This window comes from Aeromonas sp. 75A (assembly GCF_051919425.1).
GTDB lineage: Bacteria > Pseudomonadota > Gammaproteobacteria > Enterobacterales > Aeromonadaceae > Aeromonas > Aeromonas veronii.
The window spans coordinates 213,023-237,887 of the sequence record NZ_JBQBES010000002.1 but is presented as its reverse complement, the minus strand read 5'-3'; the positions used below and the strand labels follow the sequence as shown (position 1 = coordinate 237,887).

The following is a 24,865-nucleotide window of genomic DNA, read 5'->3' as shown; positions in this document are numbered from 1 at the left end:
TCAACATGGCAATCGTACAACCCAAATCAGTCAAATACCGGGTGTGGGCAACCCACCTGGTCATGTGGGGCTTCCTGGCGCTGATCATCTTCCCGTTGATCATGGTTATCGCCATCTCGTTCCGTAACGGTAACTTCGCGGTAGGGGAGATCATCCCCTCCAATCCGACGCTGGATCACTGGAAGCTGGCGCTGGGCATGTCCATCACCAACGCCGATGGCAGCATCACGCCGCCGCCGTTCCCGGTGCTGACCTGGTTGTGGAACTCCATCAAGATCGCCGGCATCACTGCCCTGATGATCGTGGCGCTCTCCACCACCTGTGCTTACGCCTTTGCCCGCCTGCGTTTTCGTGGCAAGTCCACCATCCTGCAGGGCATGCTGATTTTCCAGATGTTCCCGGCGGTGCTGGCACTGGTAGCCATCTACGCGCTCTTTAACAAGATTGGTGACTACATCCCCTGGCTCGGTCTCAACACCCACGGTGGCCTGATCCTGGCGTACATGGGGGGTATCGCCCTCCACGTCTGGACCATCAAGGGCTACTTCGAGACCATCGACTCCTCCCTGGAGGAGGCGGCGGCCATCGACGGGGCGACCCCGTGGCAGGCATTCCGTCTGATCCTGTTGCCTCTGTCGGTGCCCATCCTGGCGGTAGTGTTTATTCTGGCCTTTATCGGTTCCATTACCGAGGTGCCCATGGCCTCCATCCTGCTGCAGGATGTGAACAATCTGACCCTGGCGGTCGGGGCCCAGCAGTACCTCTATCCGCAGAACTATCTGTGGGGTGATTTCGCGGCGGCCGCAGTGCTCTCCGGTTTCCCCATCACAGTGGTGTTCCTGTTGGCACAGCGCTGGTTGGTTGGCGGTCTGACTGCTGGTGGTGTGAAAGGTTAAGTTTATGGCCGGGGGAGCTGACTCCCCCCGCTATCACGATTTGCAAAGATTCAAGAGCGGAGCTCGTCATGGCTGAAGTAGTACTCAACAACGTTCGCAAAAATTACGATCCGGCTGTTCACAAGGACACCCTGCGCAACATCAACCTCTCCATCAAGGAGGGCGAATTCATCGTCTTCGTCGGCCCGTCCGGCTGCGGTAAATCCACCCTGCTGCGGATGATCGCGGGTCTGGAAGACATCACCAGCGGTGAGCTGACCATCGGCGGTCGCTACATGAACGACGTGCCGCCGGTAGAGCGCAACGTCGGCATGGTGTTCCAGTCCTACGCCCTTTATCCGCACATGAACATCTACGAGAACATGGCCTTTGGTCTGAAGCTCAAGAAGATGGACAAGGAGAACATCCACAAGCGGGTGATGCGCGCCGCCGAGATCCTGGGTCTTGAGCCGCTGCTGGACAGAAAGCCCAAGGCGCTCTCCGGTGGTCAGCGTCAGCGTGTCGCCATCGGTCGCTCCATCGTGCAGCAGCCGCAGGTGTTCCTGTTTGACGAACCGCTCTCCAACCTGGATGCCGCGCTGCGGGTCAAGATGCGGATCGAGATCGCCAAGCTGCACAAAGAGCTTAACTCCACCATCATCTACGTGACCCACGATCAGGTGGAAGCGATGACCCTGGCCGACAAGATTGTTGTGCTGAGCCCGCTCAAGGCCGAAGCTGCCACCAACCTGGAACAGTTCGGTTCACCGCTGGATCTCTACCACAACCCGGACAACAAGTTCGTGGCGGGCTTTATCGGCTCTCCCAAGATGAATTTCCTGGCGGGCGAGTTGCTGGAGATTGGCGAGCAGGAGTGCCTGGTCAAGTTGACCTCTGGCGATACCGTGCGTGCCCGGGTCGATGCCCGCAGTGGCGCTGTGGGTGACAAGGTGGAGCTGGGCATTCGCCCCGAGCACCTGATGCCGCTGGATCACCCCCATGCGCACAGCAAGGTGAGCGGGATCGTGCAGGTGGCCGAACACCTGGGCGCTGAGTCCTTCGTTTATATGGATGTGGATGGTCACGACTTTACCGTCAAGGCCACCTCGGATGTGGATGTGGCGACCGGTCAAACCTACAGCGTGGGTATCCCGGCCGAAGCCTGCTACCTGTTCGATGCCAAGGAGCAGGCGTTCCCCCGTACCGCCAAATATATCCGTACCTGATTTTTTGTTGTGCCGGTTTTCCTTTCTTAATAATCAATGCCTTTTTGCCGGTCGTCAGACCGGCTTTTTATTGCCTGCGATTTGAACATGCAGATAGGCAAGGTAACCCGGTTCAAGCCTCGAGTTCGGCGGTAATATCGGGCACAAAGGTCTGGCTGGCCAGCGGCGGGCGCTCATACCCTTCGGTCTTGATGGGGGGAAGCTTGATAGGCTCGTAGTGGATCGCCTCGTAGGGTACCTTGCTCAGCAGATGTGCAATGCAGTTGAGGCGGGCACGGCGCTTGTCGTCCGCCTCTACCACGAACCAGGGGCAATCCTCGGTGTCGGTGTAGGTGAACATGTCATCCTTGGCGCGGGAGTACTCCACCCAGCGCGAGCGGGACTGCAAATCCATCGGGCTGAACTTCCAGCGCTTGATGGGGGTGTTGATCCGCTCTTTAAAGCGCTTCTCCTGCTCCTCGTCACTGACCGAGAACCAGTATTTGATCAAGGTGATGCCGGAGCGGATCAGCATCCGCTCAAACTCGGGGCAGGCGCGCAGAAATTCGCGATATTCCGCATCGCTGCAAAATCCCATCACCCGCTCGACCCCGGCCCGGTTGTACCAGGAGCGGTCAAACAGCACTATCTCGCCAGCGGCAGGCAGGTGGGCCACATAGCGCTGAAAGTACCACTGGGATCGCTCCCGATCGGAGGGGGCGGGCAGCGCCGTGACCCGGCAGACCCGGGGGTTGAGCGGTTCGGTGATCGCCTTGATGACGCCCCCCTTGCCGGCGGCGTCCCGTCCCTCGAACAGCACCACCACCTTCAGTCCCTCCTGCTTGACCCACTCCTGCAGCTTGACCAGCTCCTCCTGCAGATGGGCGAGGTGGTGCTCGTAGCACTTCTTGTCCAGACGCGGCCGCTTCTTGCTCTTCTCCTTCGCCATGGGCTTCTCCTTTTGGCATCCTTTCATGGGTGACTTCTTTGAGTCACTTCCAGCTTGCACCAGGGAGGCGCCACTGCCAAGGGGGACGTGATACACTGCCGCCCCCCATCGCTGGCAACAGGAGATAACATGAAGCATTTTATGGAGATAGCGGGCCGTCGGATGGCCTATCTGGACGAAGGGCAAGGGCCGGTACTGCTGTTTGGCCACAGTTATCTGTGGGACAGCGCCATGTGGGCGCTGCAAATCGAGGCGCTCAAGGGCAGCTATCGCTGCATCGTTCCCGAGCTGTGGGGCCACGGCGATTCCGACCAGCTCCCAGAAGGTGGCTGCACCTTGGCGACTCTGGCGCGGGATCACCTGGCGCTGCTCGATGCCCTCGGGGTTGACGAGTTCGTACTGGTGGGCCTCTCCATCGGCGGCATGTGGGGTGTTGAGCTGGCGCGCATGGTGCCAAACCGCCTCAAGGGGCTGGTGCTGATGGACAGTTTTGTCGGCCTGGAACCGCAGATCACCTGCGAGCGCTACCTCGGCATGCTGGCGATGATCGAGCAGCTCGGCACCGTGCCGGCGCCCATCATCGAACAGGTGGCGCCGATCTTCTTTGCCAGCCAGCCTGATGAGGCGCTGATGAGTGGTTTCAAGGCGCGTCTGGCCGCCTGGCCAAACGAGAAGATTGCCGCCATGGTGGCGGTGGGCCGCAGCTTTGTGACCCGCGAAGATCGTATCGAGTGGCTGGAGGAGATCACCACTCCCGCGCTGGTGATGACCGGCTGCGAGGACAAGGCCCGTCCGGTGCTGGAGGGCTATCTGATGGCCGAGGTGCTGGGTTGCCCGTTCAGGGAGATCCCGATGGCTGGCCACATCTCGTCGCTGGAAAATCCGGCCTTCGTCAATCAGCAGCTGACCGAGTTTCTGGCGGCGCTGTAAGCCTGAATTGGACGCCTGAGTAGGCTGTACTACCAGCCTGATGGTCGTGAAAAAGGGAGCCGAGGGCTCCCTTTTGTTTGGTCGTGTCTCACGGTTCAAGACTCATAACTGTTACCAGATATAGCCCAGCGCAAAACCCGCATAGAGCTCGCCATCGTGCTGGACGATGGGGCTGTTTTTGATGTCCCGATCATACCATTCGTAGTTCATGGCAAACATGCCAATCCAGTTGGGGCTGAAGCGGTAACTGGTGATGAGGGCCGCCATCGGGGATAGGGTGGTACCGGTATCCCAAGCGGGCCGCTGGGCAGTCGCCTCGCTCTCGGAGATGCCGCCGAAGTAGTAGTTGGCCATCTTGTCGCTGCGCAGCATCAGCCCCATCCCCGGCATGATCAGCAGGTTGTCGCGCAGGATGGGGAAGTCGGCCCACAGCAGCAGCTCCTGTCCCTTGCTGCGGCCGGTGACATCGCTGTTGGCACGCACGGTCAGCAGGGCATAGGGGGTGATGATGTTGCCACCGATCCCGCCTTCCAGCTGCCATTTTCGCTGCTCCATGCCAGTAAAGGCCGGAGAGTCCTCGGGATCCAGATTGCCAAAACGGACCCGGCCATAGCCGTAGAGGGCCACGTTCTCATCCTTGTGGAAGTAGTAGCGGGCCCGATCCCCCAGAAACATGAATTGGTCGCCGAAGTAGATAAAGCCGGGGATGGCGTAGAGGGCGTTGTCCTGCGCTTCATAACGGGCCTGTCCCCCGATGAGCGCCGCACCGGCGACAAAGCCCTGTGGCACCGGGCTGGTAGGGCTGTCGCTGGTGAGCAGATCCATGGCGCCAAGATCGATATCGGCACGCGCTGGCATAGCGGCAGCGAGGAGCAGGGCCGTCAGCCCTGCCGCTCTGATTTGACGAAAAAAGGTCATGGACACTCCGTTGTCACGATTGCAGGGGAAGCAGGTTATTTTGCGGCACTGGGCATCTCTTCACGTTTTGGCCAGGCATTGATCACCGCCTTGACCAGGGTGGCGAGGGGAATGGCGAAGAAGACTCCCCAGAATCCCCACAAGCCGCCGAAGACCAGCACGGCGATGATGATGGCCACCGGATGGAGGTTGACCGCTTCCGAGAAAAGCACAGGTACCAGCAGGTTGCCATCGAGAGCCTGAATGACCAGATAGGCCACCATCAGCCAGGCGAACTCGGGGGTGAGCCCCCACTGGAACAGGGCGACCATGGCGACCGGTACGGTCACCACGGCGGCGCCGATATAAGGGATCAGCACCGAGAAGCCGACCGCGACCGCCAGCAGCACCGAGTAGCGCAGCCCCATCAGGGCGAAGGGAACATAGGTAGCGATGCCGACGATGAGGATCTCGATCACCTTGCCGCGGATGTAGTTGATGATCTGGTTGTTCATCTCCACCCACACCCGGTTGACAAGGGTGCGGTTGCGCGGCAGGAAGCGGCGCAGGCTGCCCATCAGTACCCGCTTGTCTTTGAGCATAAAGAAGACCATCAGCGGTACCAGAATGAGGTAGATCATGATGGCGACCACGTTGACCAGCGAACTGAGGGAGGCGCTTACCAGATGCTCGCCGCCACTGAGGATGCGCTGGCGAATATTGTCGATGACGGTCTCCACCAGACTGACGTCGATGAGCTCGGGGTATTTGTCCGGCAGGGTGCGCACATAATCCTGAGCGTGGGTCAGCATGGCCGGCGCCTCTTTGGCCAGATTGATCCCCTGACTGACCAGCGTCGGGATAAGACCCAGCAAGGAGGCGACTGCTACCGCAATAAAGAGGATCAGAATGACGCTGGTGGCCAGGGTGCGCGACAGCCCCGCTTTTTGCAGCCGGGCGACCGGCCACTCCAGCAGATAGGCCATTACCAGCGCCACCAGCAGGGGGGCCAGCAGATCGCCAAACAGCCAGATGATGGTGAAGCAGAACACCAGCAACAGAAAAAGGGTAACGGCATCGGGATCGGAAAAACGGGTCTGATACCAGCGCTTCAATACTTCTAACATGACGGTATCCTTACATCACTGGGGCTCAAGATGGTTGTTTCGCCCCGACAACCAACTGCAAAGAGAGGGTTTTGTCCGCTTCTTGCTGCACCTCGACATGGTGGCCCTGACGGTGCAGATAGGCCGGAATATCCTGCCGTGAGCCCGCATCGGCCAGCCGGATGGTGACGGTTTGACCGCTTTTGGCCCCCCTTAACCAGAGCTTGAGCCGGATCAGCGGCTCGGGGCAACGCCAGGGGGTCAGGTCGAGAATTTCCATGGGGGCTCCATCAGGCAGGTGGCCGCTATTATGGCCGTGATAAGAGCATGAAACAACGCTTGTAGCCCTTGATGGGCAAGGGTATTCTGCCGAGGCCCTTTCTGATGGAGATAGAGATAACGTGGCACGTTTTTCCCCCCTGATGGCATCGCTTCCCCTGCTGGCTTCCCTGATGGGCGCCACGTTTCATGCCGAGGCCAACAATCAGCTTCCCGACATCGGCACGGCCGGGGTTGCTGCCCTGCCCATCGAGCAGGAAGTGCGTTACGGCAACGCTTTTATGCGCTTTGCCCGTGCGGGTCTGCCGATCATCGATGATCCGGTGCTGAGCCAGTATATTGACGATCTGGGTCAGCGATTGCTGACCAACGCCGATGGGGTGCGTTTCCCGTTTACCTTCTTCCTCATTAATGACCCCACCATCAACGCGGCCGCCTTCCTCGGCGGGCGAGTCAAGGTACACACAGGCCTCTTCCTCTACGCCGACAGCGAGAGCGAGCTGGCCTCGGTACTGGCCCACGAAATCACCCACGTGACCCAGCGCCACATCGCCCGTTATATGGAGGCGCAGGCGAGCAGCTCGGCGGTGACCCTGGCCGGTCTGGTGGGATCCATCGCACTGGCGGTGATCAACCCGACTGCCGGTATCGCCGCGCTGCAAACCACGCTGGGCCTCTCCATGCAGTCGGCCATCAACTACACCCGCGACAACGAATATGAAGCGGATCGCATCGGCATGAAGACCCTCTATGATGCCGGTTTCGACCCCATGGGGATGGCCAACTTCTTCCAGAAACTGGCCGCCGAGTACCGTTACGCCAGCAAGCCGCCGGAGATGCTGCTCACTCACCCGCTGCCGGAGACCCGGATCAGCGAGGCACGCGCCCGTGCAGGCAGCTATGGCCGCCGCGACTTGCCGCCCAGCCTCGACTTCTGGCTGGCAAAGGTGCGGATTCAGGTGCGTTTTGGTACCGATACCCCGCAGGGGCTGCTGAGCTACTTCGATAGCCGGATCCAGAAGGGGGATTACCCGCTCAAGGATGCCGCCATCTATGGCAAGGCGCTGGCGCTGATCCAGCTCAAGCGCACCGACGAGGCGGATACCCTGATGCAGGAGCTGGCGGCCCGTCATCCGGAAGATCTCTTTATCGTCGATGCCCAGACCGACATCGATCTGGCCAAGGGGCGCAGTGCTCAGGCCATCGCGCGCCTCGAGAAGTTCCGCAGCCGGATGCCGGATAACGAAGTGGTGGTGGTCAACCTCGGCAACGCCTACCTCGAGAGCGGCAACTACAAGAAGTCCATCGCCATCCTCGACCCCTATGCCCGTGCGCATGAGGAGAACAATCTGGCCTGGAACCTGTTGGCCGATGCCTATCGCAAGGCGGGCAGAATGACCGAGCTGCATATGGCGCGGGCCGAGATGCTCGCACTGCGCGGGGATTATCAGGCGGCCATCGACGAGCTGATCGTGGCACGCGGTACCACCAGCGATCGGATGACCCTGGCTCGTCTGGAGGCGCGCATCACCGAGCTGGAGCGGGCCAAGAAGGATCTCGACAGCCTCAAGGGCTAACGAAACCTATCAAACAAGGGCGCACTATGGTGCGCCCTTGTTGTTTATGGCGGTGGCGTTGATGTGAGGGACGGTGATAGCAGCGATGGGCTAGTGACTCATGCCGCTGGCGGTCGCCTTGAGCATCTCGATCTGCTGCTGGTCGAGCTCGCCGACCAGCGTCTGCTTGAGCTTGCCCTCGCTATCGAGCAGGTAGCTGGTGGGCAGGCCGCTTGGGCGAGGGAAGGGGAGCCTGGCATCTTCATTGGCAATAAGGAGGGGCGCCTTGATGTGGTACTGCGCAGCCAGTTTGTCCAGCTCTGCTGGCGTGGTCGGGTCGTAGTTGATGGCCACCACTGTGATCTGGCCCTCCGCTGCCAGCCTGTTGAGGCGCGGCATCTCGCGCAGGCAGGGGGCGCACCAGGGGGCGAAGTAGTTGACTAGGATCGGCTTGCCGGCAAAGTGGCGCAGGCTGACCGACTGCCCTGTGGCATCGGTAAATTCGGGGGCGGGTGTGCAGGCGCCCAGCAGGCCCGCCACAATCAGCCAACAAATTCGTTTCAATTCCTTTCCACTGCCGCTTACCCTGACCATCACTTTCCCCTACAATAGCGCCGTTTCTAGTCCCATCTTGCGATTAATCAGGGAGTTACCATGAGCGAGACCCAAATCTACCACAATCCGCGCTGCTCCAAGAGTCGCGAAACCCTGGCTCTGCTGGAACAGCACGGGATCGCCCCTGATGTGGTGCTCTATCTGGAGCAGGCTCCGAGCGAAGATGAGATCCGCAACCTGCTCTCTCTGCTCGGTTTTAACGATCCCCGCCAGCTGATGCGCACCAAGGAGGATCTCTACAAGGAGCTGGGCCTCAGCGAAGTGAACGGCGACGCCCTTATTCGTGCCATGCACCAGCATCCCAAGCTGATCGAGCGCCCCATTGTCATCAAGAATGGTCAGGCCCGCATTGGTCGCCCGCCGGAGCAGGTGCTGGAGATCCTCAAGTGAGCACCCGCTTTGCCCGTCTGCTGACTCTGGTCGGCTTCTTTGGTCTGCTGGGCTGGGTCATCCTCTGGCATCTGTGGCTGTCGCCCCATCCGGACCTCAACCCCTGGCTGCTGCCGGTGATCTGGACGGTGCCGCTGCTCTTCCCTCTCAAGGGGATAGTGCAGGGCAACCCCTACACCCACGCCTGGGGCAACTTCGTGTTGATGCCCTATTTCCTCCACGCCCTCACCCTGATCACCACGGATGAGGGGGAGCGGTGGCTGGCTGTGGTGGAGCTGGTCTTCACCACTCTCGCCTTTGTCGGCACCATCTATTACGCCCGACTGCGTGGTCGCGAACTTGGCTTAAGCATTCGCAAAAAGAAAGACGAAGCCAACTGATGACAAACGCCCCGCAAGGGGCGTTTTTTATGGGGAAGCAGCGCTATCCAGAGGGATCACTGTGCCCCTTGGGCTGCCCGATATTGGGCCAGTTGCTGCAGGCTAAAGTCCATCAGCGCGGGATAGAAACGCAGAAACCCCGCCTCGCATGTTTGCCACTGCGACTCATCGAGGGTCAGCAGCGCCTCTCCCAGTGGTACCGGGCGGCGCAGTCGGCGGCCGATGCCATTCAGCGCTTGCCCCAGCCCCTCCTTGTGGCGGTAGGAGGCGATCCAGTTCTGCTCGGCCATCCGCTTGAGGGGAAGCGGCAGTCCATCCGGCAGGCGTGTGTGATCCGCCAATAGCTGGTCATAACTGCGTTGCAGGAAGCGGGGCAGGGGCTCGGTGCTGAACAGTCCCCAGTGCAGGCTCAGCCAGTGGTCGTAGATCATATCAACCACTATGCCGCCAAAGCGGCGCCAGGGGGCCTCGAAACAGGCGACGGCCGCCTTGTGCTCGGGGTGGCTGTCGGTGAAAGCGTCAATTTTGCGGTGTAGCCAGATCCCCTCATCGAAGTGGGCGGCAAGCCCCGTGGGCAGCGTGCCTTTGACGAAATCGCCGAGCAGATTGCCGGTGAGAGAGCTTCGGGTGTGGGCAGCCAGATGGAGATGGGCCAGAAAATTCATCGGTCGCTGTGGGTCTGTTATGGGATGGCAAGGTGCTTCGAGCCTAACGGATCCCGCTCGCCTTGACCATGATCGGGATTTTGCTACTGCCCTGTGGCTGCCTATTGCCGGGCAAAATTCGGGCGTGCTAAGGTGATGCTATCTTTGTCACAGGACGCGACAAACCACCATGATGCGCAAAGCCAGAGGCTTTTTTCTGGCCTTCTACTTCAAGCCTTTCTATCTCTCCGAGTGGTTCGACGAATAGATCGAACCCCTGGAGCAGTTCACTGACGCCCGCTCGGGCGTGATCTCGCTCATCCAGATTTTGCCGCTTTTGGTCATCGCATGCATTTGCCTGCGGTGCCTTGTCCGCGCCTGTGCGCTTTTTATGTAATGGAGTACTCAAGATGAAGATCAGACTGACCCTCTCAGCCCTGTTTGTTGCCAGCCTGCTGGCCACCCCCGCCATGGCCAAGGAGTGGAAAACCGTGCGTTTCGGGGTGGAGGGGGCCTACCCGCCCTTCTCCTGGACCGATGCGTCGGGCGAGATCAAGGGGTTTGATATCGATCTCGCCAACGCCCTTTGTAAGCAGATGGCGGTCAAGTGCGAGCTGGTGGCGCAGGATTGGGACGGCATGATCCCGGCCCTGCTGTCGCGCAAATACGACGCCATCATCGCCGCCATGTCGATCACCGACGAGCGGCGCCAGAAGGTCGATTTCACCGAGAAATATGCCCATATTCCCAATCGCTTTGTGGCGGCCAAGGGGACCGAGCTGACGCTGACCCCGGAAGGCATGGCGGGCAAGCGCATCGGAGTGCAGCGTGCCACCACCCACGACAAGTACCTGACCGACAATTTTGGCTCGAATGTCACCATAGTCCGCTATGGCAATGCCGATGAGGCCTACCTCGATCTGAAGGCGGGCCGGGTGCTGGCCCTGCTGGCCGATGCCTCTGCCATCGAGCAGGGACTGCTTGGCAAAGAGGGGGGCGACAAGTTCGACTATGTGGGGCCCGCCCTGACCGAGCGCCAGTGGTTTGGTGATGGTATGGGGATCGCCGTGCGCAAGAGCGATAAGGAGCTCAAGGGCAAGCTGGACGAGGCGATCAAGGCCCTGCGTGCCAACGGCACCTATCTGCAGATCAACCAGAAGTACTTCAAGTACGATATATATGGTGGTTGACGGGGGGAGGGAGCTTGCTCCCTCTCTTTTCATTGGGCAAGCGACAATCGTGCAAGGAGGATCGCCATGTTGACCCTGATCGAGGGAACCGAGATCTTCAGCCCCTCCCACCTTGGCCAGCAGGATCTGCTGGTGGCCGATGGCCGCATTGCCTGGATGGGCCAGGGGCTGACTGTGCCTGAAAACTGGCCGCTGCACAGGGTCGATGGTCGTGGCCACTATCTGGTGCCCGGGTTGGTAGATCCGCTGGCCCATATCACCGGCGGCGGCGGTGAAGGTGGCTTTGCCTTTCGCACCCCTGAGCTGGCGGCGAGCGAGGCGCTCAGGGCCGGTGTCACTACCCTGGTGGCGGCGCTTGGCACCGACAGCCTGACCCGCACTCCCGCGCAGGTGCTCGGCAAGGTGCGCGAGTTTCGCGCCGCCGGGGTGAGCGCGTTTATGTATAGCGGCTCTTACCATCTGCCGGTCAAGACCCTGACCGGCACGGTGGAGTCGGACATCATCCTGATCCCCGAGGTATTGGGGGTGGGGGAGGTGGCCATCAGTGACCACAGATCCAGTGCGCCGACCCACGATGAGCTGGCCAGGCTTGCCAGCGAGGCGCGAGTAGCCGGGCTGCTTGCGGGCAAGAGCGGGGTCAGCTTCTTCCATGTCGGGGATGGCAAGGGGGCATTGGCCCCCCTGCGGGCCCAGCGCGATAAGACCGACATTCCGCTGCGCCAGCTCTATCCGACTCACTGCAACCGCAACCCCTGGCTCTTTGCCGAGGCCATCGAGTGGGGCAAGGCGGGAGGTTGGGTCGACCTCACCACCTCGAGCTTTCCCGATCTGCTGGAGGATGGCGAGCGGCTTGCCGCCGATGCGTTTCTCGAGCTGCTGGCCGCCAATGTGCCTGCCGATCGCATCACCTTCAGCTCGGATGCCAACGCCAGCCTGCCGCGCTTTGATGGCGAAGGGCGGCTAATCGAGATGCGCTGCGGCCAGATTTCCAGCCTGTGGCAGCAGTGCGTGCGCGCGACACGGCTCGGTGTCTCGCTGGAGAGGGCGTTGGCCGTGGTGACGAGCAATCCGGCGCAGGCGCTGGGGCTTGGTAGCAAGGGGCGTATCGGGGTCGGGCAGGATGCGGATCTGCTGCTGGTGCACGACCGGACGTTTGCTATCGAACGGGTGATGAGTGGCGGCCAGTGGCGCGAATAAGGCTGCGGGCAATATCGCAGCCAGTGCGAGTGCGTGGTTGCTCCAAACAGCAAAAGCCCGACAACAAGGTCGGGCTTTTTTATCTGCAATGTGGGAATCAGGCTTAGAGCGCCAGAAACCCGAGGATCAGGATGGGGCCGAGCAGGCTCAGGATAAAGCCGGAGACAATGGCCACCGGCACCACCTGAATGCCCCCTGATTTCTGGATGACCGGCAGGGTGAAGTCCAGCGCCGTGGCACCGCCGTAACCGATGGCCGCCGAGGGGTGGCGTCGCATCAGGACCGGGATGATCAGAATAGCGATAAGCTCGCGCCCAAGATCGTTGATAAAGGCAGCAGAACCGAGCACCGGCCCCAGTTTGTCGGCCACCAGAATGCCGGAGAGCGAATACCAGCCGAAGCTCGAGCTCATCGCCAGACCATGGGCAAAGGGCATCCCCAGCAATTGGGCCGCCAGCAGGCTGCCCAGCCAGCTGCTGAGGATGACGGTGGCGGCTATCTTCATCCCCCAGGGGTTGAGCAGGATCTGGCGCAGCCGCATGCCGGAGTTGCGCATCTGCACCCCGATGAGAAACAGCAGCAGCATCAGGGCCCACTCGCTCCACTTGTCGATGGGCAGGGCGCGCAGATCTACCAGTAGACCCAGCAGCACACCGCCGAGCACCACAAAGCAGAGCTGCAGGGATTCCCACAGCAGGTGCAACTTGCCCGGCATCTTGGCATCGCTCGCCTCATGGGTCGGCGGTGTGCGCTTGTCGAGCCACCAGAGGGCCAGCAGGTTGCAGACCGTGATCGCGGTCAGCATCACCCCGGCGACCTTGAAGATCACCGCCAGATTGCTGCCCAGGTTCTCCACATAGGCAAGCCCGAGCCCCATCAGAAACAGAATGAGGTAGACCATCTTGCCCAGACTCTGGTTGACCAGCTTGATCAGCCGTGCAGAGGAGAGGGGAATCAGATAGCCGATTGCCAGTGGCAACAAGATCAGCAACACATTGAGCAGCATCGAGGCCTCGATCACAAAAACTGATAAAAATACCACCTTATCATTACTTATTGGCTCTGTGTCACATATCTATCGCTTTCATGGTCGAAAACAGCCCTTTTGGGGACAGATTGTTACTTTTTTGCCACAACCTCTCTGTTTGATAAGGTTCTGTGCGAGCCCGAGTGCACCAATGAAATCAAGTTGATCCAATCGGGGGGCCGATATTTCGCTCGGCAAGGGGGTGCATAAAGCCATTTTGGTGCCGGTTTGGCACACATCACGCTTTTCTCTTGCCACTGATATGATTGGGGTATAAAAAGGCGTTATCGGAATAGCCATTGAAACGGCTGTTTATGCAAATAAAGTGCTGAAAAATACGCAAAGAGCGAATAAAAATAGAGCGAATCCCCTGAAGACCCTCGTTCTGTATTGTTTTTTCACTATCCGGGTGATATTTTCGCTGAAGGTTGCCATCGGTTAACTTTTTGTTAAATGGACGATGGTTGAGTCACGCCCCCTGCGGCGTCTAGGGACAGACAAGGTTGTAATGGATGAGCGACGTTGCCGCACTGGAAGTACGTGATCTGCACAAATATTTTGGCACCCACGAAGTGCTCAAGGGCATCGACATGACCGCCCACAAGGGGGATGTGATCTCCCTTATCGGCTCCTCCGGCTCGGGGAAGTCGACCTTTCTTCGCTGTATCAATCTGCTCGAAACCCCCTCATCCGGCACCGTCTCGCTCCATGGCGAGCTGATCCGGATGAAAACCAGCCGCGCCGGCGAGCGGTTGCCCGAGGATATGCGTCAGGTTGAGCGGATCCGCAGCCGGCTGGCCATGGTGTTTCAAAGTTTCAATCTCTGGTCACACATGACCATCATGCAGAACATCATCGAAGTGCCGATCCAGGTGCTCAAGGTGCCTCGCGCCGAAGCACTGGCCAAGGCAGAGCAACTGCTCAACCGGGTTGGACTCTGGGAGCGGCGTGACTACTATCCCGGCCACCTCTCCGGTGGTCAGCAGCAGCGGGCCGCCATCGCCCGTGCGCTGGCGGTAGAGCCCGAGGTGATGCTGTTTGACGAACCCACCTCGGCGCTGGATCCCGAGCTGGTGGGGGAGGTGCTCGGCCTGATGCGCGAGCTGGCCGAAGAGGGGCGCACCATGCTGGTGGTGACCCACGAGATGTCGTTTGCCCGGGATGTATCGAACAAGGTGATGTTTCTGCATCAGGGGCGGGTGGAAGAGGAGGGCAACCCCAAGGAGATTTTCGCCCATCCCAAATCCGAGCGGTTCAAGCAATTCATCTCCTCCATCTACTGATGGCGGGATGCCTGGTTACCCAATCAACTGTTTTATCAAGGAGAGATACATGAACAAGCTGATGCTGGCGACAGCCGTAGTTACTGCCCTCGCGTCCGGTAGCCTGATGGCCAAGGAGTGGAAAGAGGTCCGGATCGGGGTTGAGGGTGCCTATCCCCCCTTCTCCTGGACCGAGCCCAGTGGCGAGGTGAAAGGTTTTGATATCGACATCGCCAACGCCCTGTGCGAAGAGATGAAAGTGAAGTGTACCCTAGTCAAGCAGGACTGGGACGGCATTATTCCGGCGCTGCTGTCGCGCAAGTTTGACGCCATCATCGCTACCATGGACATCACAGAAGAGCGCAAGAAGAAGGTGGACTTCACCCAGAAGTACCAGCACATTCCGGCCCGCTTTGCCGCCAAGAAGGGCACTGACGTGCAGCTCGACAAAGCCTTTATGGAAGGCAAGTCCGTCGCGGTGCAGCGTGCGACCTCCATGGATACCTTTATTACCGACAACTTCCCCAACGCCACCATCAAGCGTTACGGCACGGCCGATGAAGCCTATCTCGATCTGAAATCCGGTCGTGTGGACTATGTGCTGGCCGACTCTGCCGCCATCACCGACGGTCTGCTGAAGAAAGAGGGCGGTGATGCCTTCGAATTCGTCGGCCCGAAACTGACCGATCCCAAGTGGTTTGGCGAGGGTGCAGGTATTGCAGTGCGCAAGGCTGACAAGGATCTGAAAGAGAAATTCAACGCCGCCATTCTGGCGCTGCGTGCCAACGGCAAGTACAAGGAAATCAACGACAAGTACTTCGAGTTCGACGTTTACGGCGAGTAAAAACCGGAGCCGTGTTCGGTGAGTCATTCGCCACATAGATAGCGAATAACAGGCCGACCGGCTCACCTCGTCAGTCGTCATCGGGCCCGTTCTCTCCGTGTGGAGCGATGGGCCCTATTAATTGCAATGGAGCTGCATCTGACCGTGTTAAGGATGTGGGTTCTCTTGTTGTTCAGAGGCATCAGCCCACTCGATAAGTTGCAATGGAGCTGCATATGTTTGATTTGAAAGGATACGAAGCCTCGCTGCTGGAGGGCGCCTGGGTCACCCTGGAAGTGGCGCTGGCCTCCCTGCTGCTGGCGTTGCTGCTGGGGATGCTGGGGGCGCTGGCCAAACTCTCTCCCTACAAGTGGGCCAGGGCCATCGCCACCGGCTACACCACCATCATTCGCGGCATCCCCGATCTGGTGCTGATGATGCTGCTCTTCTTTGGCGGCCAGGTGCTGATCAACGGCATCTGCACCTGGGTCAACGAGACTTACAACAGCTGGTTACTGGAGAGTAATCCCAATCAGGAGTGGGTCTCCCTGCTGCCGGACTATATCGACATCAGCCCCTTTGTGGCCGGTGTCGCGACCATCGGTTTTATCTTCGGCGCCTACATGACCGAGACCTTTCGCGGCGCCATTCTGGCGGTGGACAAAGGGGAGCTGGAGGCAGCACGGGCCTTTGGCATGCGGGCAACCCAGGTGTTTGTGCGGATCCTCTTCCCCCAGATGATGCGCCACGCTCTGCCCGGGTTTGGCAACAACTGGCTGGTGCTGCTGAAAACCACCGCGCTGGTCTCCATCATCGGCCTTGATGACATGGTGCGCAAAGCCTCGCTGGCGGCGGGCTCGACCCAGCAACCCTTCACCTTCTACATGGCGGTGGCGTTGATCTTCCTGATCTTCACCGCTGTCTCCACCTCGGCGCTCAAGTGGGCCGAGCGTCACTATGCCATCAAGACGAGGTAAGCCATGGATTTCTCAATCATTCTCAAAGAGTGGCCCACCTACTGGGAGGGGCTCTATACCACCGTCTGGTTGGTGGCCCTCTCTCTGATCCTCGGCCTGATGCTGGCTGTGCCCATGGGCATCCTGCGCAACAGCCGCAACTGGCTGATCAAGGGGCCGATCTGGGCCTATATCTACTTCTTTCGCGGTACCCCGCTGCTGGTGCAGCTCTTTATCATCTACTACGGCGCCGCACAGTGGGAGTGGCTGAAGAACAGTGCCGCCTGGTCGCTCTTCTCCGAAGCCTGGTTCTGCGCCCTGCTGGCCTTCACCCTCAATACTGCCGCCTATACCGCAGAGATCGTGCGCGGGGCGGTACACAACATGCCGCGTGGCCAGATTGAGGCAGCCAACGCCTTTGGCATGACCCGCTGGCAGACCCTGACCCGGATCATTTTGCCCAACTCGTTTCGTCGGGCACTGCCGGCTTACAGCAACGAGGTGATTTTCATGCTGCAGGGCTCGGCGGTGGCGGGCATCATCACCATCGTCGATCTGACCGGCGCGGCGCGGATCATCAACTCTCGCTACTACAGTCCGTTCGAGGCTTTTTTGACCGCAGGGTTGCTCTATATGCTGCTCACCTTTGTCATCGTCTGGCTGTTCAAGAAGTGGGAAGCGCGCTGGCACGCTCACCTGCGCCCGCGCAATGTGTAAGGGGTGAGCTGCCAAGATGAGCGAAAATGGCTCCGCCTGTTGCAGGCGGGGCCATTTTTTATCTTCATCCTCTGCCCGCCTGGTTTGCCAAATGGCGGATGAGCAGGGAGAATGCAGCACTCCCGAGCGCCGCCAGTCGTTGGCTGCATGCTTTATCCCCCAGTTCCCGAGGTTTTATGTACCGGATATTGTTTGAGCATCCCGCTTTCCTGGTTATCGACAAGCAGCCCGGCATCGGCATGCACGACGAGAAGGGCGACGGTGAGTCGGTCAATTCTGGGCTGGTCAATCGCGTGAAGGCCGATACCGGGCTCACTCTCTATCCGGTACACCGGCTCGACAAGATGACCTCCGGGCTGGTGTTGCTGGCTCGCACCACAGAGGCGAATCGCGAGCTGAGCATGGCCTTTGCGGCCCGTGAGGTGAGCAAACAGTATCTGGCGCTCTCCGATCGCAAACCCAAGAAGAAGCAGGGTTGGGTGAAGGGGGATATGCAAAAGGGGCGCGGCGGCAGCTGGATGCTGGCGCGCACGCTGGATAATCCCGCCATCAGCTGGTTTGATTCGGTGTCGGTGCGCGAGGGGCTGCGGCTCTATCGCATCAAGCCCCAGACCGGCAAAACCCACCAGATCCGGGTTGCCCTCAAAAGCATCGGCGCCCCCATTCTCGGGGATGAGCGCTATGGTGGTACGTCAGCCGATCGTGGCTATCTGCATGCCTGGCGACTGAGTTTTACGCTGGCGGGCGAGTCGTTCGACTTTGTCTGCCCGCCCGATGTGGGGAGTGAATTTGTTACCCCCGAGCTCACGGCAGCCATTACAGCCCTTGCGCCCTGATGCTTATGCGCACAGCACCTGACACCATGATCCATTCAGCGAAAGAGCGTGATCCTGACGGACGTGCACCGCGCTGGATCCTGGCCGACTTTGACGACACATTGGCTCCAGGCGACAGCCACGCCGGTCTGCTGCGCTATATCCTGCGCCGCCGGATCTGGCCGCTGCTGCTGTTGCCAGTGATTGCGCTCGGTGGTTTGGTCTATTTGTTGCCAAGTCAGCTGCTACCCAGCCAGCGGCGGCGCGGTATCTCCCTTATCTGGTGGGCCATCACGTTGGGGCTTTCCCCTTTGGGCTGGCGCAAGCTGGTGCGTGCCTATTGCCGCACCAGGCCGGGGCTGTATCGTCAGGCTCGCGAATTGCTGCAAAACGAGGGGGCGCGCTGCTGGGTGATCTCCGCCAGTCCCTGCGCGCTGGTGCGAGCCCAGCTTCATCAACAACTGCCCGGCCAGTTGCCTAACCGGATCATTGGCTCGCAGATGCACTACCGTTTTGGCGGCCTGATGCCGTGCTTCTATTGCCACGGCCAGCACAAGCTGTTGCCGGAGATCTGTGCCCTCGATGCCGAATTGGCCTTGAGCGACAGCCTGCACGATTTGCCACTGCTGGGGTTGGGGAAAGAGGCGTGGCTGATCAATCCAACGCCCACGCGACTGCAAAAAGCCCGGGCCTGCTTGCCCCATCTGCTGGTCAAAAACTGGCAACTGTAATGCAAAGCTGACAGTCCTGCGGGTCGTCACCGTTTGATCCGCAAGGCTGTGGCTTGAATGTCACAATTCATTTACATCTTTTGCTGCCAGCCGCGAAAAACTATCTGCAACCCGCCTCTTCTCTTCCTGCTACGCCCTGCTTCTAATGAAACAAGTTGTTAACACTTGCCGCGCCGCTGGGTGCCGCAATCCGTTTTAACCGAATCAAGAGCAAGGAGCGCCCGATGAATGCCACCTCTTCCGCCACCCATACCATCAATCCGTTAGGCACAGACGGTTTCGAGTTTGTCGAGTACACAGCCCCCGATGCCAAGGGGATTGCCGCCCTCAAGAGCCTGTTCGTTTCGCTCGGGTTTGCCGAGGTCGCCAAGCACAAACACAAGCAGTGCTGGCTCTACCGGCAGGGGGATATCAACTTCGTGGTCAATGCTGAGCCTCACTCCCAGGCGGAGCAGTTTGCCAGCCTGCACGGGCCGAGCGTTTGCGGCATGGCATTTCGGGTGAGCGATGCGGGCAAAGCCCAGCAGTTCGCCATCGCCAAGGGGGCCAAGCCCTTTGTCGGCAAGATTGGCCCGATGGAGCTCAATATTCCCGCCATCTACGGTATCGGCGAGAGCACGCTCTCCTTTGTCGACCGTTATGGCGACAAGGGCTCCATCTATGACGTGGATTTTGTCTTCTACCCCGACTGGCAGTCCCGGATGGCAGAGGTAGATGCTGGTCTCATCGAAATCGATCACCTGACCCACAACGTCCATCGCGGCAATATGGATGTCTGGTCCAATTTCTACGAGCGGATCGGCAACTTCCGTGAAATTCGCTACTTCGATATCGAGGGCAAGCTGACCGGGCTGCATTCACGCGCCATGACAGCCCCCTGCGGCAAGATCCGCATCCCCATCAACGAGTCGGCGGATGACAAGTCGCAGATCGAGGAGTACCTGCGCCAGTACAAGGGGGAGGGGATTCAGCACATCGCCATGGCCTCCAGCGATATCTACCAGACCATCCGCACCCTGCGCAGCCGCGGTACCGGCTTTATGCCGACGCCCGATACCTACTACGAGAAGGTGAACAGCCGGGTCGAGGGGCATCAGGAGGATCTGGCGGCCCTCAAAGAGCTGCGCATCCTCATCGACGGCTCCCCCACCAAGGATGGCATCTTGCTGCAGATCTTCACCGATACCGTGATAGGCCCGGTATTCTTCGAGATCATCCAGCGCAAGGGTAACGAAGGGTTTGGCGAGGGCAATTTCAAGGCTCTGTTTGAATCGATCGAGCTGGACCAGATCCGCCGCGGCGTGCTGGATGGCGGCGAGGATGAGAAGGGTGCCCGCAAAGAGGGAGCGAGCGATGCGTAACTGGATTAACTTCCCCCATCGGGAGGGGACCCACTCCCGGCAGGCCCATGCCGACCTGCCGGAGCAGGCCATCTATGAGCGCGAGCTGGGGCGCAGCGGCTTTTTCGGCCCCGCCACTCATATGCACCACAAGCATGCCCCCACCGACTGGAGCAGTTGGGAAGGGCCGCTGCGGCCACGGCTGTTTGACCTCAATGCTCTGCAAGAGGAGGTGAGTTCGCTCTCACCCTGGGTGGCCCCCGACATTCTCAGCAACCCCCACTGCCGCTACCGGTTCTGGCGGCTATCCGAACCCATGCCGTTTCTGGTGCGCAATGCCGACGGCGACGAGCTGCTCTTTATCCACGAGGGGGGCGGTGAGTTCTTCTGCGATTACGGCCATCTGACTCTTCGCGATGGCGACTACGTGGTGATCCCCCGTGGCACCATGTGGCGCATCGAGCCGACGGCGCCCCTGTTCATCCTGATGATCGAGGCGACCAACGACAGCTATCAGCTGCCGGACAAGGGGCTGGTGGGCAATCACGCCATCTTCGACCCGGCGGCGCTCGATGTGCCCGCCATCAACGAGCGCTTTTTGGCCCAGCAGGATGAGAATCCCTGGTCGCTGCAGGTGAAGCGTCACGATCAGGTGTCGGTTATCACCTGGCCCTTCAACCCGCTGGATGCGCAAGGGTGGCACGGGGACTTGTGCGTGGTGCGCCTCAACTGGCGGGATATCCGCCCGCTGATGAGCCATCGCTACCATCTGCCGCCGTCGGCTCACTCCACCTTTGTGGCGAGCCGCTTCGTGATTTGCACCTTCGTGCCGCGCCCTATCGAGAGTGACCCCGGCGCCCTCAAGGTGCCCTTCTACCACAGCAATGACGACTACGACGAGGTGCTCTTCTACCACGCAGGGGATTTCTTTAGCCGGGACAACATCGAGCGGGGCATGGTTACCTTCCACCCTGCCGGTTTCACCCATGGCCCCCATCCCAAGGCGTTTGCTGCGGGGCAGGCCTATGCCAAGAAGTTCACCGACGAGGTAGCGGTCATGCTAGACACCCGCGATGCGCTGAACGTCGGCAGTCTGTGCGAAGGGATCGAGAACACCCGGTATGTATCCAGCTGGCAGCGCCCGGACGCGGCTGCCGGCAAATAAGGAATCGCTTATGAAATTGGCAACATTGAACAATGGCAAGCGCGATGGCGCTTTGGTGGTAGTGAGCCGGGATCTGGCCTGGGCGGTGCGGGTGAGCGAGATTGCCCCGACTTTGCAGGCCGCCCTCGATGAGTGGGCCGAGGTTGCCCCCAGGCTGGAGGCTGTCTATCAGCAGCTTAACGAGGGCCGTGCGGCCGAGGCGTTCCCCTTTGACGAAGCGTCTTGCCTCTCTCCGTTGCCGCGCGCCTATCAGTGGGCCGATGGCAGCGCCTACGTCAACCATGTGGAGCTGGTGCGCAAGGCACGCGGTGCCGAGATGCCGGAGAGCTTCTGGCACGATCCGCTGATGTATCAGGGGGGCTCCGACAGCTTCCTCGCCCCCCGTGGGCCGATTGTCATGGGATCGGAGGAGTGGGGGATCGATTTCGAGTCGGAGGTAGCCATCATCACCGACGACGTGCCGATGGGGGTGAGCTCGCAGGGGGCCGCCAGTCACGTCAAGCTGCTGATGCTGGTTAACGATGTGAGCCTGCGCAACCTGATCCCGGGGGAGCTCACCAAGGGCTTTGGTTTCTTCCAGTCCAAACCGTCCAGCGCCTTCTCGCCGGTGGCCATCACTCCGGACGAGCTCGGCGATGACTGGCGCGATGGCAAGGTGCTGCTGCCCCTGCGTACCCATCTGAATGGCGCTCTGTTTGGTGCACCGGATGCCGGGATGGATATGACCTTCAACTTCTTCGAGCTGATTGCCCACGCCGCCAAGACCAGACCGCTCGGTGCGGGCTGCATCATTGGCTCGGGCACCGTCTCCAACTACGATCGCAGCGCCGGTTCATCCTGCATCGCCGAGCGCCGCATGCTGGAAATTCTTGATTGTGATCAAGCTATAACCCCCTATTTGCAGTTTGGTGATAGAGTGTCGATCGCGATGGAGGATCGCTCTGGCCAAAACCTGTTTGGCACCATCTCTCAACAGGTGGTGCCAGCGAGCGGTCAGGGAGGTTGATGGCCAGCGCCGGTTGGCGGCAAACCTATTCGGGATATGTCCGGATCACGACGAGCCCTCAACCGGTGCCGGATACACAAGGAGGCAGGTGGTGAGCACCTGCCGGGCTTCGGGCCCAGATAAGATGCAGGGACAGATTATGTTGCAGTTGTTTGGCTATTGGCGTTCGTCGGCAAGTTTTCGAGTGCGGATCGTGTTGCAGCTCAAGGGGCTCGCCTACGAGCAGCATCCCATCAATTTGCGGCAAGGCGAGCAGAGCGAGAAGGCCTATCGCCGGATCAACCCGCAAGGGCTGGTGCCGTTTCTGGTGGATGGCGATGTGCAGATCGGTCAGTCGGTCGCCATCATGGAGTACCTTGACGAGACCTATCCCGCCTATTCTCTGATGCCCTCTTCCCCCGACGCGCGGGCCCGAGTGCGCCAGATCGTCAACATGATCGCCTGCGATATTCACCCGCTCAACAATCTGCGGGTGCTCAACTATCTGGAAGAGCACTTCAGGGCCAACAACGAGCAGGAGGCCCGCTGGTATCGCCACTGGATTGACGAGACCTTCACCGCCCTCGAACAGCTGTTGATGACTACCGCCGGTGTCTACTGTGTTGGCAACGAAGTGACCCTGGCCGACTGCATGCTGGTGCCTCAGGTCTACAACGCCCGCCGCTACGACATGACCCTGGACGATTACCCCACCATCCGCCGCATCGTCGCTAACTGCGAACAGTTGCAAGCCTTTATCAAGGCGGCCCCTGCCAACCAGCCGGATGCGCAGTGACCTACTGACTTGAATCGCGGGATGGCGTCAGCACGCTATCTCGCGCGTTATATCTCCTCATCTCTTTATTTCCCTTCTGTATGCGCCTTGCGTGCCTCGTGTTGACGGCTGAATGTCGCCAAGGATCCTGCACTTGTCACACTTATCAATATTTTGCATCGATTGAGTCTTTATTGTCGGTGTTTTGGGCTGCCAGTCACACTCAAGTCAGTTGATTGGGCCTAGTATCGCCACGCCAGCGGAACAGCGGAAAGCAGAAATGCGCACAGGTCGCCTATCAGGGGGCCTTGGCTACCTCCCTGGTTTCCACGGTTTATCCGCACTGCTCTTTTTCGTGTTTACGGTTTGATGGCCCGCACTGTCCGGCCCGTGTCACCGCGCAGATCCCTTGTGACAGCGGCAGGTTGACTGGCGCGCCACCGCTTATTTGCAACCACTCTGTGCAACAAGGAGATCTCATGCATTCCTTCAAAAAGTGCGTCGTCGCACTCTCCATCAACCTTGCTCTCTTCTCGTCGGCGTTCGCCTGTACCACCTTGCTGGTCGGCAGTGAAGCCAGCGCCGATGGCTCCATGATGGTGGCCCGCAGCGCCGACAGCGATGCCCTGAAAGCCCAGTATTTTGTGATCCATCCGGCCAAGCAGGGGCAGAGTGGTATGCACAGCTCCAAGGCCCACAACGGCGCCAATGATTTCAGCTATCCCTTGCCGAAAAACTCCCTGCGCTATACCACGGTACCGAACTGGAAGACCCAGCTGCACGGCGCCACCGGGTTCAACGAGAAGGGAGTCGGGGTGAGCGGCACCGAGTCCATTTTTGCCTCACCCGAAGCGCTCGCCTTTGACCCCTATGTGGAAGATAAGGGGATCACCGAGGATGACATTCCCGATGTGTTGCTCTCCCGGTCCACATCGGCCCACGAGGCGATCTCGTTGCTTGGCAACATCATCGAGACCATAGGCGCGGGAGAGGGATTTGGTGTCGCCGTGGTGGATGATAACGAGCTCTGGTATCTGGAGACTGCCACCGGCCATCACTGGATGGCGCAGCGTCTGCCGAAAAATCACTATTTCGCTACCGGCAATCAGGGCCGCCTGCAGCAGTACGATCCAGCCAGTGCCGACATGATGGGATCGAAGAATCTGATCGAATTTGCTACCGAGAAGGGGCTCTACCATCCGCAAAAGGATGGGGTTTTCAACTTCTCGAAAGCCTATACCCGCGATGACGAGCGGGATCGCACCTATAACGATCCGCGAGTCTGGACTATCCAGCAGATATTCAACCCCTCGCTCAAGCAGGCGGTGGATGCCGGTCGCCAGTTCCCGGTCACCCTCTCCCCCGAGAAGAAGATGACGCTGGAGGAGGTCAAGGCGGTGCTGCGCAATCACTATGACGGCACCGAGCACGATCCCTACAGCAAGGGGTTGAACGGTCAGGAGCCGTGGCGCCCTGTCAGTGTGTTCCGCACCTACGAGTCCCACGTGATGCAGGTACGCCCCTGGATGCCGCGCGAGGTGGGGGAGGTGACCTATGTGGGCCTAGGCATGGCGGACTTGACGGCCTTCGTTCCCTACTACAGCGGTCTGGAAGACTATCCGGCCCACTATGCCATGGGCAGCGACAAGGCTGACAGCGATTCCATCTACTGGAAATATCGCAAGCTGCAGACCTTGGTGATGACCGATTACCCAAAATTGGCCCCCATGGTGAAGCAGGCGTACCAGAGCTGGGAGGCGAAGATCGCCAAAGAGCAGAAAGAGATGGAAGCCAGCTATCTGAAAACGGTCAAAACCGACAAGGCCGCCGCCAACAGCATGCTCAACGACTTCAATCTGCGGGTGATGCAGGAGGCCGAAACGCTGACCGAGGATCTGACCAACCAGATCTTCACGGTGCGCACCCAGGATATTCAGGCCGATATCTTCTTCGCCAACAAGGCGAAGAAGGATTAACCGCGACGCACTCATCATGCCAACGAGGGGGATCGTCGGTCAGCCTGAGCGGTCGCCGGGCAGATCGGTTTCTCTGATCA

The 24,865-nt window shown here is 59.8% G+C and carries 26 protein-coding genes; 19 read left to right on the top strand and 7 right to left on the bottom strand.

Features of this window, described 5'->3' with window-relative positions:
- Nucleotides 1-5: 5 nt before the first annotated feature.
- Both malG and ACTG2T_RS01065 read left to right on the top strand, forming a co-directional pair.
- Entirely contained in the window at nt 6-896 is an 891-nt protein-coding gene (malG, locus tag ACTG2T_RS01070) for a maltose ABC transporter permease MalG (protein ID WP_268014755.1), read from the top strand.
- A 68-nt stretch (nt 897-964) separates the two neighbouring features.
- Nucleotides 965-2,101, top strand: coding sequence for an ABC transporter ATP-binding protein (locus tag ACTG2T_RS01065; RefSeq protein ID WP_005333867.1), 1,137 nt, complete (start codon nt 965-967; stop codon nt 2,099-2,101).
- A gap of 112 nt (nt 2,102-2,213) precedes the next feature.
- Here ACTG2T_RS01065 and ppk2 read toward each other — a convergent pair whose 3' ends face one another.
- Nucleotides 2,214-3,029, bottom strand: a complete 816-nt coding sequence (ppk2, locus tag ACTG2T_RS01060) for a polyphosphate kinase 2 (protein WP_113739275.1) — start codon at nt 3,027-3,029, stop codon at nt 2,214-2,216.
- Between the two features lie 129 nt (nt 3,030-3,158).
- Here ppk2 and ACTG2T_RS01055 point away from each other — a divergent pair, with 129 nt between their 5' ends.
- On the top strand, nt 3,159-3,959 hold the full coding sequence (locus tag ACTG2T_RS01055; protein WP_330124476.1) for an alpha/beta fold hydrolase: 801 nt from the start codon (nt 3,159-3,161) through the stop codon (nt 3,957-3,959).
- A 111-nt stretch (nt 3,960-4,070) separates the two neighbouring features.
- On the opposite strand, the gene ACTG2T_RS01050 is transcribed toward ACTG2T_RS01055, so the two are convergent.
- From ACTG2T_RS01050 to ACTG2T_RS01040, 3 genes are read right to left on the bottom strand one after another with little or no spacing between them, the layout of a single operon-like run.
- On the bottom strand, nt 4,071-4,877 hold the full coding sequence (locus tag ACTG2T_RS01050; protein WP_103251540.1) for a MipA/OmpV family protein: 807 nt from the start codon (nt 4,875-4,877) through the stop codon (nt 4,071-4,073).
- Nucleotides 4,878-4,912: 35 nt separating this feature from the next.
- The gene (locus tag ACTG2T_RS01045; RefSeq protein WP_005352935.1) at nt 4,913-5,983 is read right to left on the bottom strand and encodes an AI-2E family transporter; all 1,071 of its coding nucleotides are present in this window, start codon (nt 5,981-5,983) and stop codon (nt 4,913-4,915) included.
- Nucleotides 5,984-6,008: 25 nt separating this feature from the next.
- Complete coding sequence (locus ACTG2T_RS01040) at nt 6,009-6,242, bottom strand: sulfurtransferase TusA family protein (RefSeq protein WP_100654019.1); 234 nt, start codon at nt 6,240-6,242, stop codon at nt 6,009-6,011.
- 121 nt (nt 6,243-6,363) lie between these two features.
- Here ACTG2T_RS01040 and ACTG2T_RS01035 point away from each other — a divergent pair, with 121 nt between their 5' ends.
- Nucleotides 6,364-7,818: a beta-barrel assembly-enhancing protease gene (locus ACTG2T_RS01035; RefSeq protein WP_005352930.1), complete on the top strand. Its 1,455-nt coding sequence runs from the start codon at nt 6,364-6,366 to the stop codon at nt 7,816-7,818.
- A 90-nt stretch (nt 7,819-7,908) separates the two neighbouring features.
- On the opposite strand, the gene ACTG2T_RS01030 is transcribed toward ACTG2T_RS01035, so the two are convergent.
- Nucleotides 7,909-8,391 carry a TlpA family protein disulfide reductase gene (locus ACTG2T_RS01030; RefSeq protein WP_139444291.1) on the bottom strand — a complete coding sequence of 161 codons (483 nt, stop codon included), beginning with the start codon at nt 8,389-8,391 and terminating at the stop codon, nt 7,909-7,911.
- A gap of 60 nt (nt 8,392-8,451) precedes the next feature.
- Between ACTG2T_RS01030 and arsC the strand changes: the two genes are divergently transcribed.
- Nucleotides 8,452-8,802 (top strand): arsenate reductase (glutaredoxin), encoded by a 351-nt coding sequence (arsC, locus tag ACTG2T_RS01025; protein ID WP_139444290.1) that lies wholly within the window; start codon nt 8,452-8,454, stop codon nt 8,800-8,802.
- Nucleotides 8,799-9,182, top strand: coding sequence for a DUF2069 domain-containing protein (locus tag ACTG2T_RS01020; protein WP_019445364.1), 384 nt, complete (start codon nt 8,799-8,801; stop codon nt 9,180-9,182). The genes arsC and ACTG2T_RS01020 overlap by 4 nt, the downstream gene beginning before the upstream one ends.
- A 56-nt stretch (nt 9,183-9,238) precedes the next feature.
- Here the strand turns inward: ACTG2T_RS01020 and ACTG2T_RS01015 are convergent, their stop codons facing one another.
- Nucleotides 9,239-9,847: an ACP phosphodiesterase gene (locus tag ACTG2T_RS01015; RefSeq protein ID WP_236317644.1), complete on the bottom strand. Its 609-nt coding sequence runs from the start codon at nt 9,845-9,847 to the stop codon at nt 9,239-9,241.
- A 389-nt stretch (nt 9,848-10,236) separates the two neighbouring features.
- Here ACTG2T_RS01015 and ACTG2T_RS01010 point away from each other — a divergent pair, with 389 nt between their 5' ends.
- Complete coding sequence (locus ACTG2T_RS01010; protein WP_330124475.1) at nt 10,237-11,016, top strand: ABC transporter substrate-binding protein; 780 nt, start codon at nt 10,237-10,239, stop codon at nt 11,014-11,016.
- 66 nt (nt 11,017-11,082) lie between these two features.
- On the top strand, nt 11,083-12,213 hold the full coding sequence (gene iadA / locus ACTG2T_RS01005) for a beta-aspartyl-peptidase (RefSeq protein WP_330124474.1): 1,131 nt from the start codon (nt 11,083-11,085) through the stop codon (nt 12,211-12,213).
- A 103-nt stretch (nt 12,214-12,316) separates the two neighbouring features.
- Here iadA and ACTG2T_RS01000 read toward each other — a convergent pair whose 3' ends face one another.
- Entirely contained in the window at nt 12,317-13,219 is a 903-nt protein-coding gene (locus ACTG2T_RS01000) for a lysine exporter LysO family protein (protein WP_019445359.1), read from the bottom strand.
- 533 nt (nt 13,220-13,752) lie between these two features.
- On the opposite strand from ACTG2T_RS01000, the gene ACTG2T_RS00995 reads away from it, so the two are divergent.
- From ACTG2T_RS00995 to ACTG2T_RS00945, 11 genes are all read left to right on the top strand, one after another.
- The gene (locus ACTG2T_RS00995) at nt 13,753-14,523 is read left to right on the top strand and encodes an ABC transporter ATP-binding protein (protein WP_005337310.1); all 771 of its coding nucleotides are present in this window, start codon (nt 13,753-13,755) and stop codon (nt 14,521-14,523) included.
- 49 nt (nt 14,524-14,572) lie between these two features.
- Nucleotides 14,573-15,346 carry an ABC transporter substrate-binding protein gene (locus tag ACTG2T_RS00990; protein WP_005337307.1) on the top strand — a complete coding sequence of 258 codons (774 nt, stop codon included), beginning with the start codon at nt 14,573-14,575 and terminating at the stop codon, nt 15,344-15,346.
- Between the two features lie 215 nt (nt 15,347-15,561).
- Nucleotides 15,562-16,302, top strand: coding sequence for an ABC transporter permease (locus ACTG2T_RS00985; RefSeq protein ID WP_005352911.1), 741 nt, complete (start codon nt 15,562-15,564; stop codon nt 16,300-16,302).
- A 3-nt stretch (nt 16,303-16,305) separates the two neighbouring features.
- Nucleotides 16,306-16,998: an ABC transporter permease gene (locus ACTG2T_RS00980; RefSeq protein WP_005337302.1), complete on the top strand. Its 693-nt coding sequence runs from the start codon at nt 16,306-16,308 to the stop codon at nt 16,996-16,998.
- A 176-nt stretch (nt 16,999-17,174) separates the two neighbouring features.
- Nucleotides 17,175-17,834 carry a TIGR01621 family pseudouridine synthase gene (locus ACTG2T_RS00975; RefSeq protein WP_330124473.1) on the top strand — a complete coding sequence of 220 codons (660 nt, stop codon included), beginning with the start codon at nt 17,175-17,177 and terminating at the stop codon, nt 17,832-17,834.
- 26 nt (nt 17,835-17,860) lie between these two features.
- The gene (locus ACTG2T_RS00970; protein WP_330124472.1) at nt 17,861-18,544 is read left to right on the top strand and encodes an HAD family hydrolase; all 684 of its coding nucleotides are present in this window, start codon (nt 17,861-17,863) and stop codon (nt 18,542-18,544) included.
- A 224-nt stretch (nt 18,545-18,768) separates the two neighbouring features.
- Complete coding sequence (hppD, locus tag ACTG2T_RS00965; RefSeq protein WP_150389323.1) at nt 18,769-19,905, top strand: 4-hydroxyphenylpyruvate dioxygenase; 1,137 nt, start codon at nt 18,769-18,771, stop codon at nt 19,903-19,905.
- Nucleotides 19,898-21,049, top strand: a complete 1,152-nt coding sequence (locus tag ACTG2T_RS00960) for a homogentisate 1,2-dioxygenase (RefSeq protein ID WP_330124471.1) — start codon at nt 19,898-19,900, stop codon at nt 21,047-21,049. Before hppD ends, ACTG2T_RS00960 begins: the two co-directional genes overlap by 8 nt.
- 10 nt (nt 21,050-21,059) lie before the next feature.
- Nucleotides 21,060-22,055 (top strand): fumarylacetoacetate hydrolase family protein, encoded by a 996-nt coding sequence (locus ACTG2T_RS00955; protein WP_330124470.1) that lies wholly within the window; start codon nt 21,060-21,062, stop codon nt 22,053-22,055.
- Nucleotides 22,056-22,194: 139 nt separating this feature from the next.
- Nucleotides 22,195-22,830: a maleylacetoacetate isomerase gene (gene maiA / locus ACTG2T_RS00950; protein ID WP_005361400.1), complete on the top strand. Its 636-nt coding sequence runs from the start codon at nt 22,195-22,197 to the stop codon at nt 22,828-22,830.
- Between the two features lie 458 nt (nt 22,831-23,288).
- Entirely contained in the window at nt 23,289-24,785 is a 1,497-nt protein-coding gene (locus ACTG2T_RS00945; RefSeq protein WP_330124469.1) for a C69 family dipeptidase, read from the top strand.
- Nucleotides 24,786-24,865: the final 80 nt, after the last annotated feature.

What these genes read in the sequence shown, in the direction of transcription:
- hppD (WP_150389323.1), top strand. Translation starts at nt 18,769, where the DNA reads ATGAATGCCACCTCTTCCGCCACCCATACCATCAATCCGTTAGGCACA.
- ACTG2T_RS01010 (WP_330124475.1), top strand. Translation starts at nt 10,237, where the DNA reads ATGAAGATCAGACTGACCCTCTCAGCCCTGTTTGTTGCCAGCCTGCTG.
- arsC (WP_139444290.1), top strand. Translation starts at nt 8,452, where the DNA reads ATGAGCGAGACCCAAATCTACCACAATCCGCGCTGCTCCAAGAGTCGC.
- ACTG2T_RS01045 (WP_005352935.1), bottom strand. Translation starts at nt 5,983, where the DNA reads ATGTTAGAAGTATTGAAGCGCTGGTATCAGACCCGTTTTTCCGATCCC.
- malG (WP_268014755.1), top strand. Translation starts at nt 6, where the DNA reads ATGGCAATCGTACAACCCAAATCAGTCAAATACCGGGTGTGGGCAACC.
- ppk2 (WP_113739275.1), bottom strand. Translation starts at nt 3,029, where the DNA reads ATGGCGAAGGAGAAGAGCAAGAAGCGGCCGCGTCTGGACAAGAAGTGC.
- ACTG2T_RS00980 (WP_005337302.1), top strand. Translation starts at nt 16,306, where the DNA reads ATGGATTTCTCAATCATTCTCAAAGAGTGGCCCACCTACTGGGAGGGG.
- maiA (WP_005361400.1), top strand. Translation starts at nt 22,195, where the DNA reads ATGTTGCAGTTGTTTGGCTATTGGCGTTCGTCGGCAAGTTTTCGAGTG.
- ACTG2T_RS00990 (WP_005337307.1), top strand. Translation starts at nt 14,573, where the DNA reads ATGAACAAGCTGATGCTGGCGACAGCCGTAGTTACTGCCCTCGCGTCC.
- ACTG2T_RS00960 (WP_330124471.1), top strand. Translation starts at nt 19,898, where the DNA reads ATGCGTAACTGGATTAACTTCCCCCATCGGGAGGGGACCCACTCCCGG.
- ACTG2T_RS01050 (WP_103251540.1), bottom strand. Translation starts at nt 4,877, where the DNA reads ATGACCTTTTTTCGTCAAATCAGAGCGGCAGGGCTGACGGCCCTGCTC.
- ACTG2T_RS00985 (WP_005352911.1), top strand. Translation starts at nt 15,562, where the DNA reads ATGTTTGATTTGAAAGGATACGAAGCCTCGCTGCTGGAGGGCGCCTGG.
- ACTG2T_RS00955 (WP_330124470.1), top strand. Translation starts at nt 21,060, where the DNA reads ATGAAATTGGCAACATTGAACAATGGCAAGCGCGATGGCGCTTTGGTG.
- ACTG2T_RS01015 (WP_236317644.1), bottom strand. Translation starts at nt 9,847, where the DNA reads ATGAATTTTCTGGCCCATCTCCATCTGGCTGCCCACACCCGAAGCTCT.
- ACTG2T_RS00945 (WP_330124469.1), top strand. Translation starts at nt 23,289, where the DNA reads ATGCATTCCTTCAAAAAGTGCGTCGTCGCACTCTCCATCAACCTTGCT.
- iadA (WP_330124474.1), top strand. Translation starts at nt 11,083, where the DNA reads ATGTTGACCCTGATCGAGGGAACCGAGATCTTCAGCCCCTCCCACCTT.
- ACTG2T_RS00995 (WP_005337310.1), top strand. Translation starts at nt 13,753, where the DNA reads ATGAGCGACGTTGCCGCACTGGAAGTACGTGATCTGCACAAATATTTT.
- ACTG2T_RS01055 (WP_330124476.1), top strand. Translation starts at nt 3,159, where the DNA reads ATGAAGCATTTTATGGAGATAGCGGGCCGTCGGATGGCCTATCTGGAC.
- ACTG2T_RS00970 (WP_330124472.1), top strand. Translation starts at nt 17,861, where the DNA reads ATGATCCATTCAGCGAAAGAGCGTGATCCTGACGGACGTGCACCGCGC.
- ACTG2T_RS01000 (WP_019445359.1), bottom strand. Translation starts at nt 13,219, where the DNA reads ATGCTGCTCAATGTGTTGCTGATCTTGTTGCCACTGGCAATCGGCTAT.
- ACTG2T_RS01040 (WP_100654019.1), bottom strand. Translation starts at nt 6,242, where the DNA reads ATGGAAATTCTCGACCTGACCCCCTGGCGTTGCCCCGAGCCGCTGATC.
- ACTG2T_RS01065 (WP_005333867.1), top strand. Translation starts at nt 965, where the DNA reads ATGGCTGAAGTAGTACTCAACAACGTTCGCAAAAATTACGATCCGGCT.
- ACTG2T_RS01030 (WP_139444291.1), bottom strand. Translation starts at nt 8,391, where the DNA reads ATGGTCAGGGTAAGCGGCAGTGGAAAGGAATTGAAACGAATTTGTTGG.
- ACTG2T_RS00975 (WP_330124473.1), top strand. Translation starts at nt 17,175, where the DNA reads ATGTACCGGATATTGTTTGAGCATCCCGCTTTCCTGGTTATCGACAAG.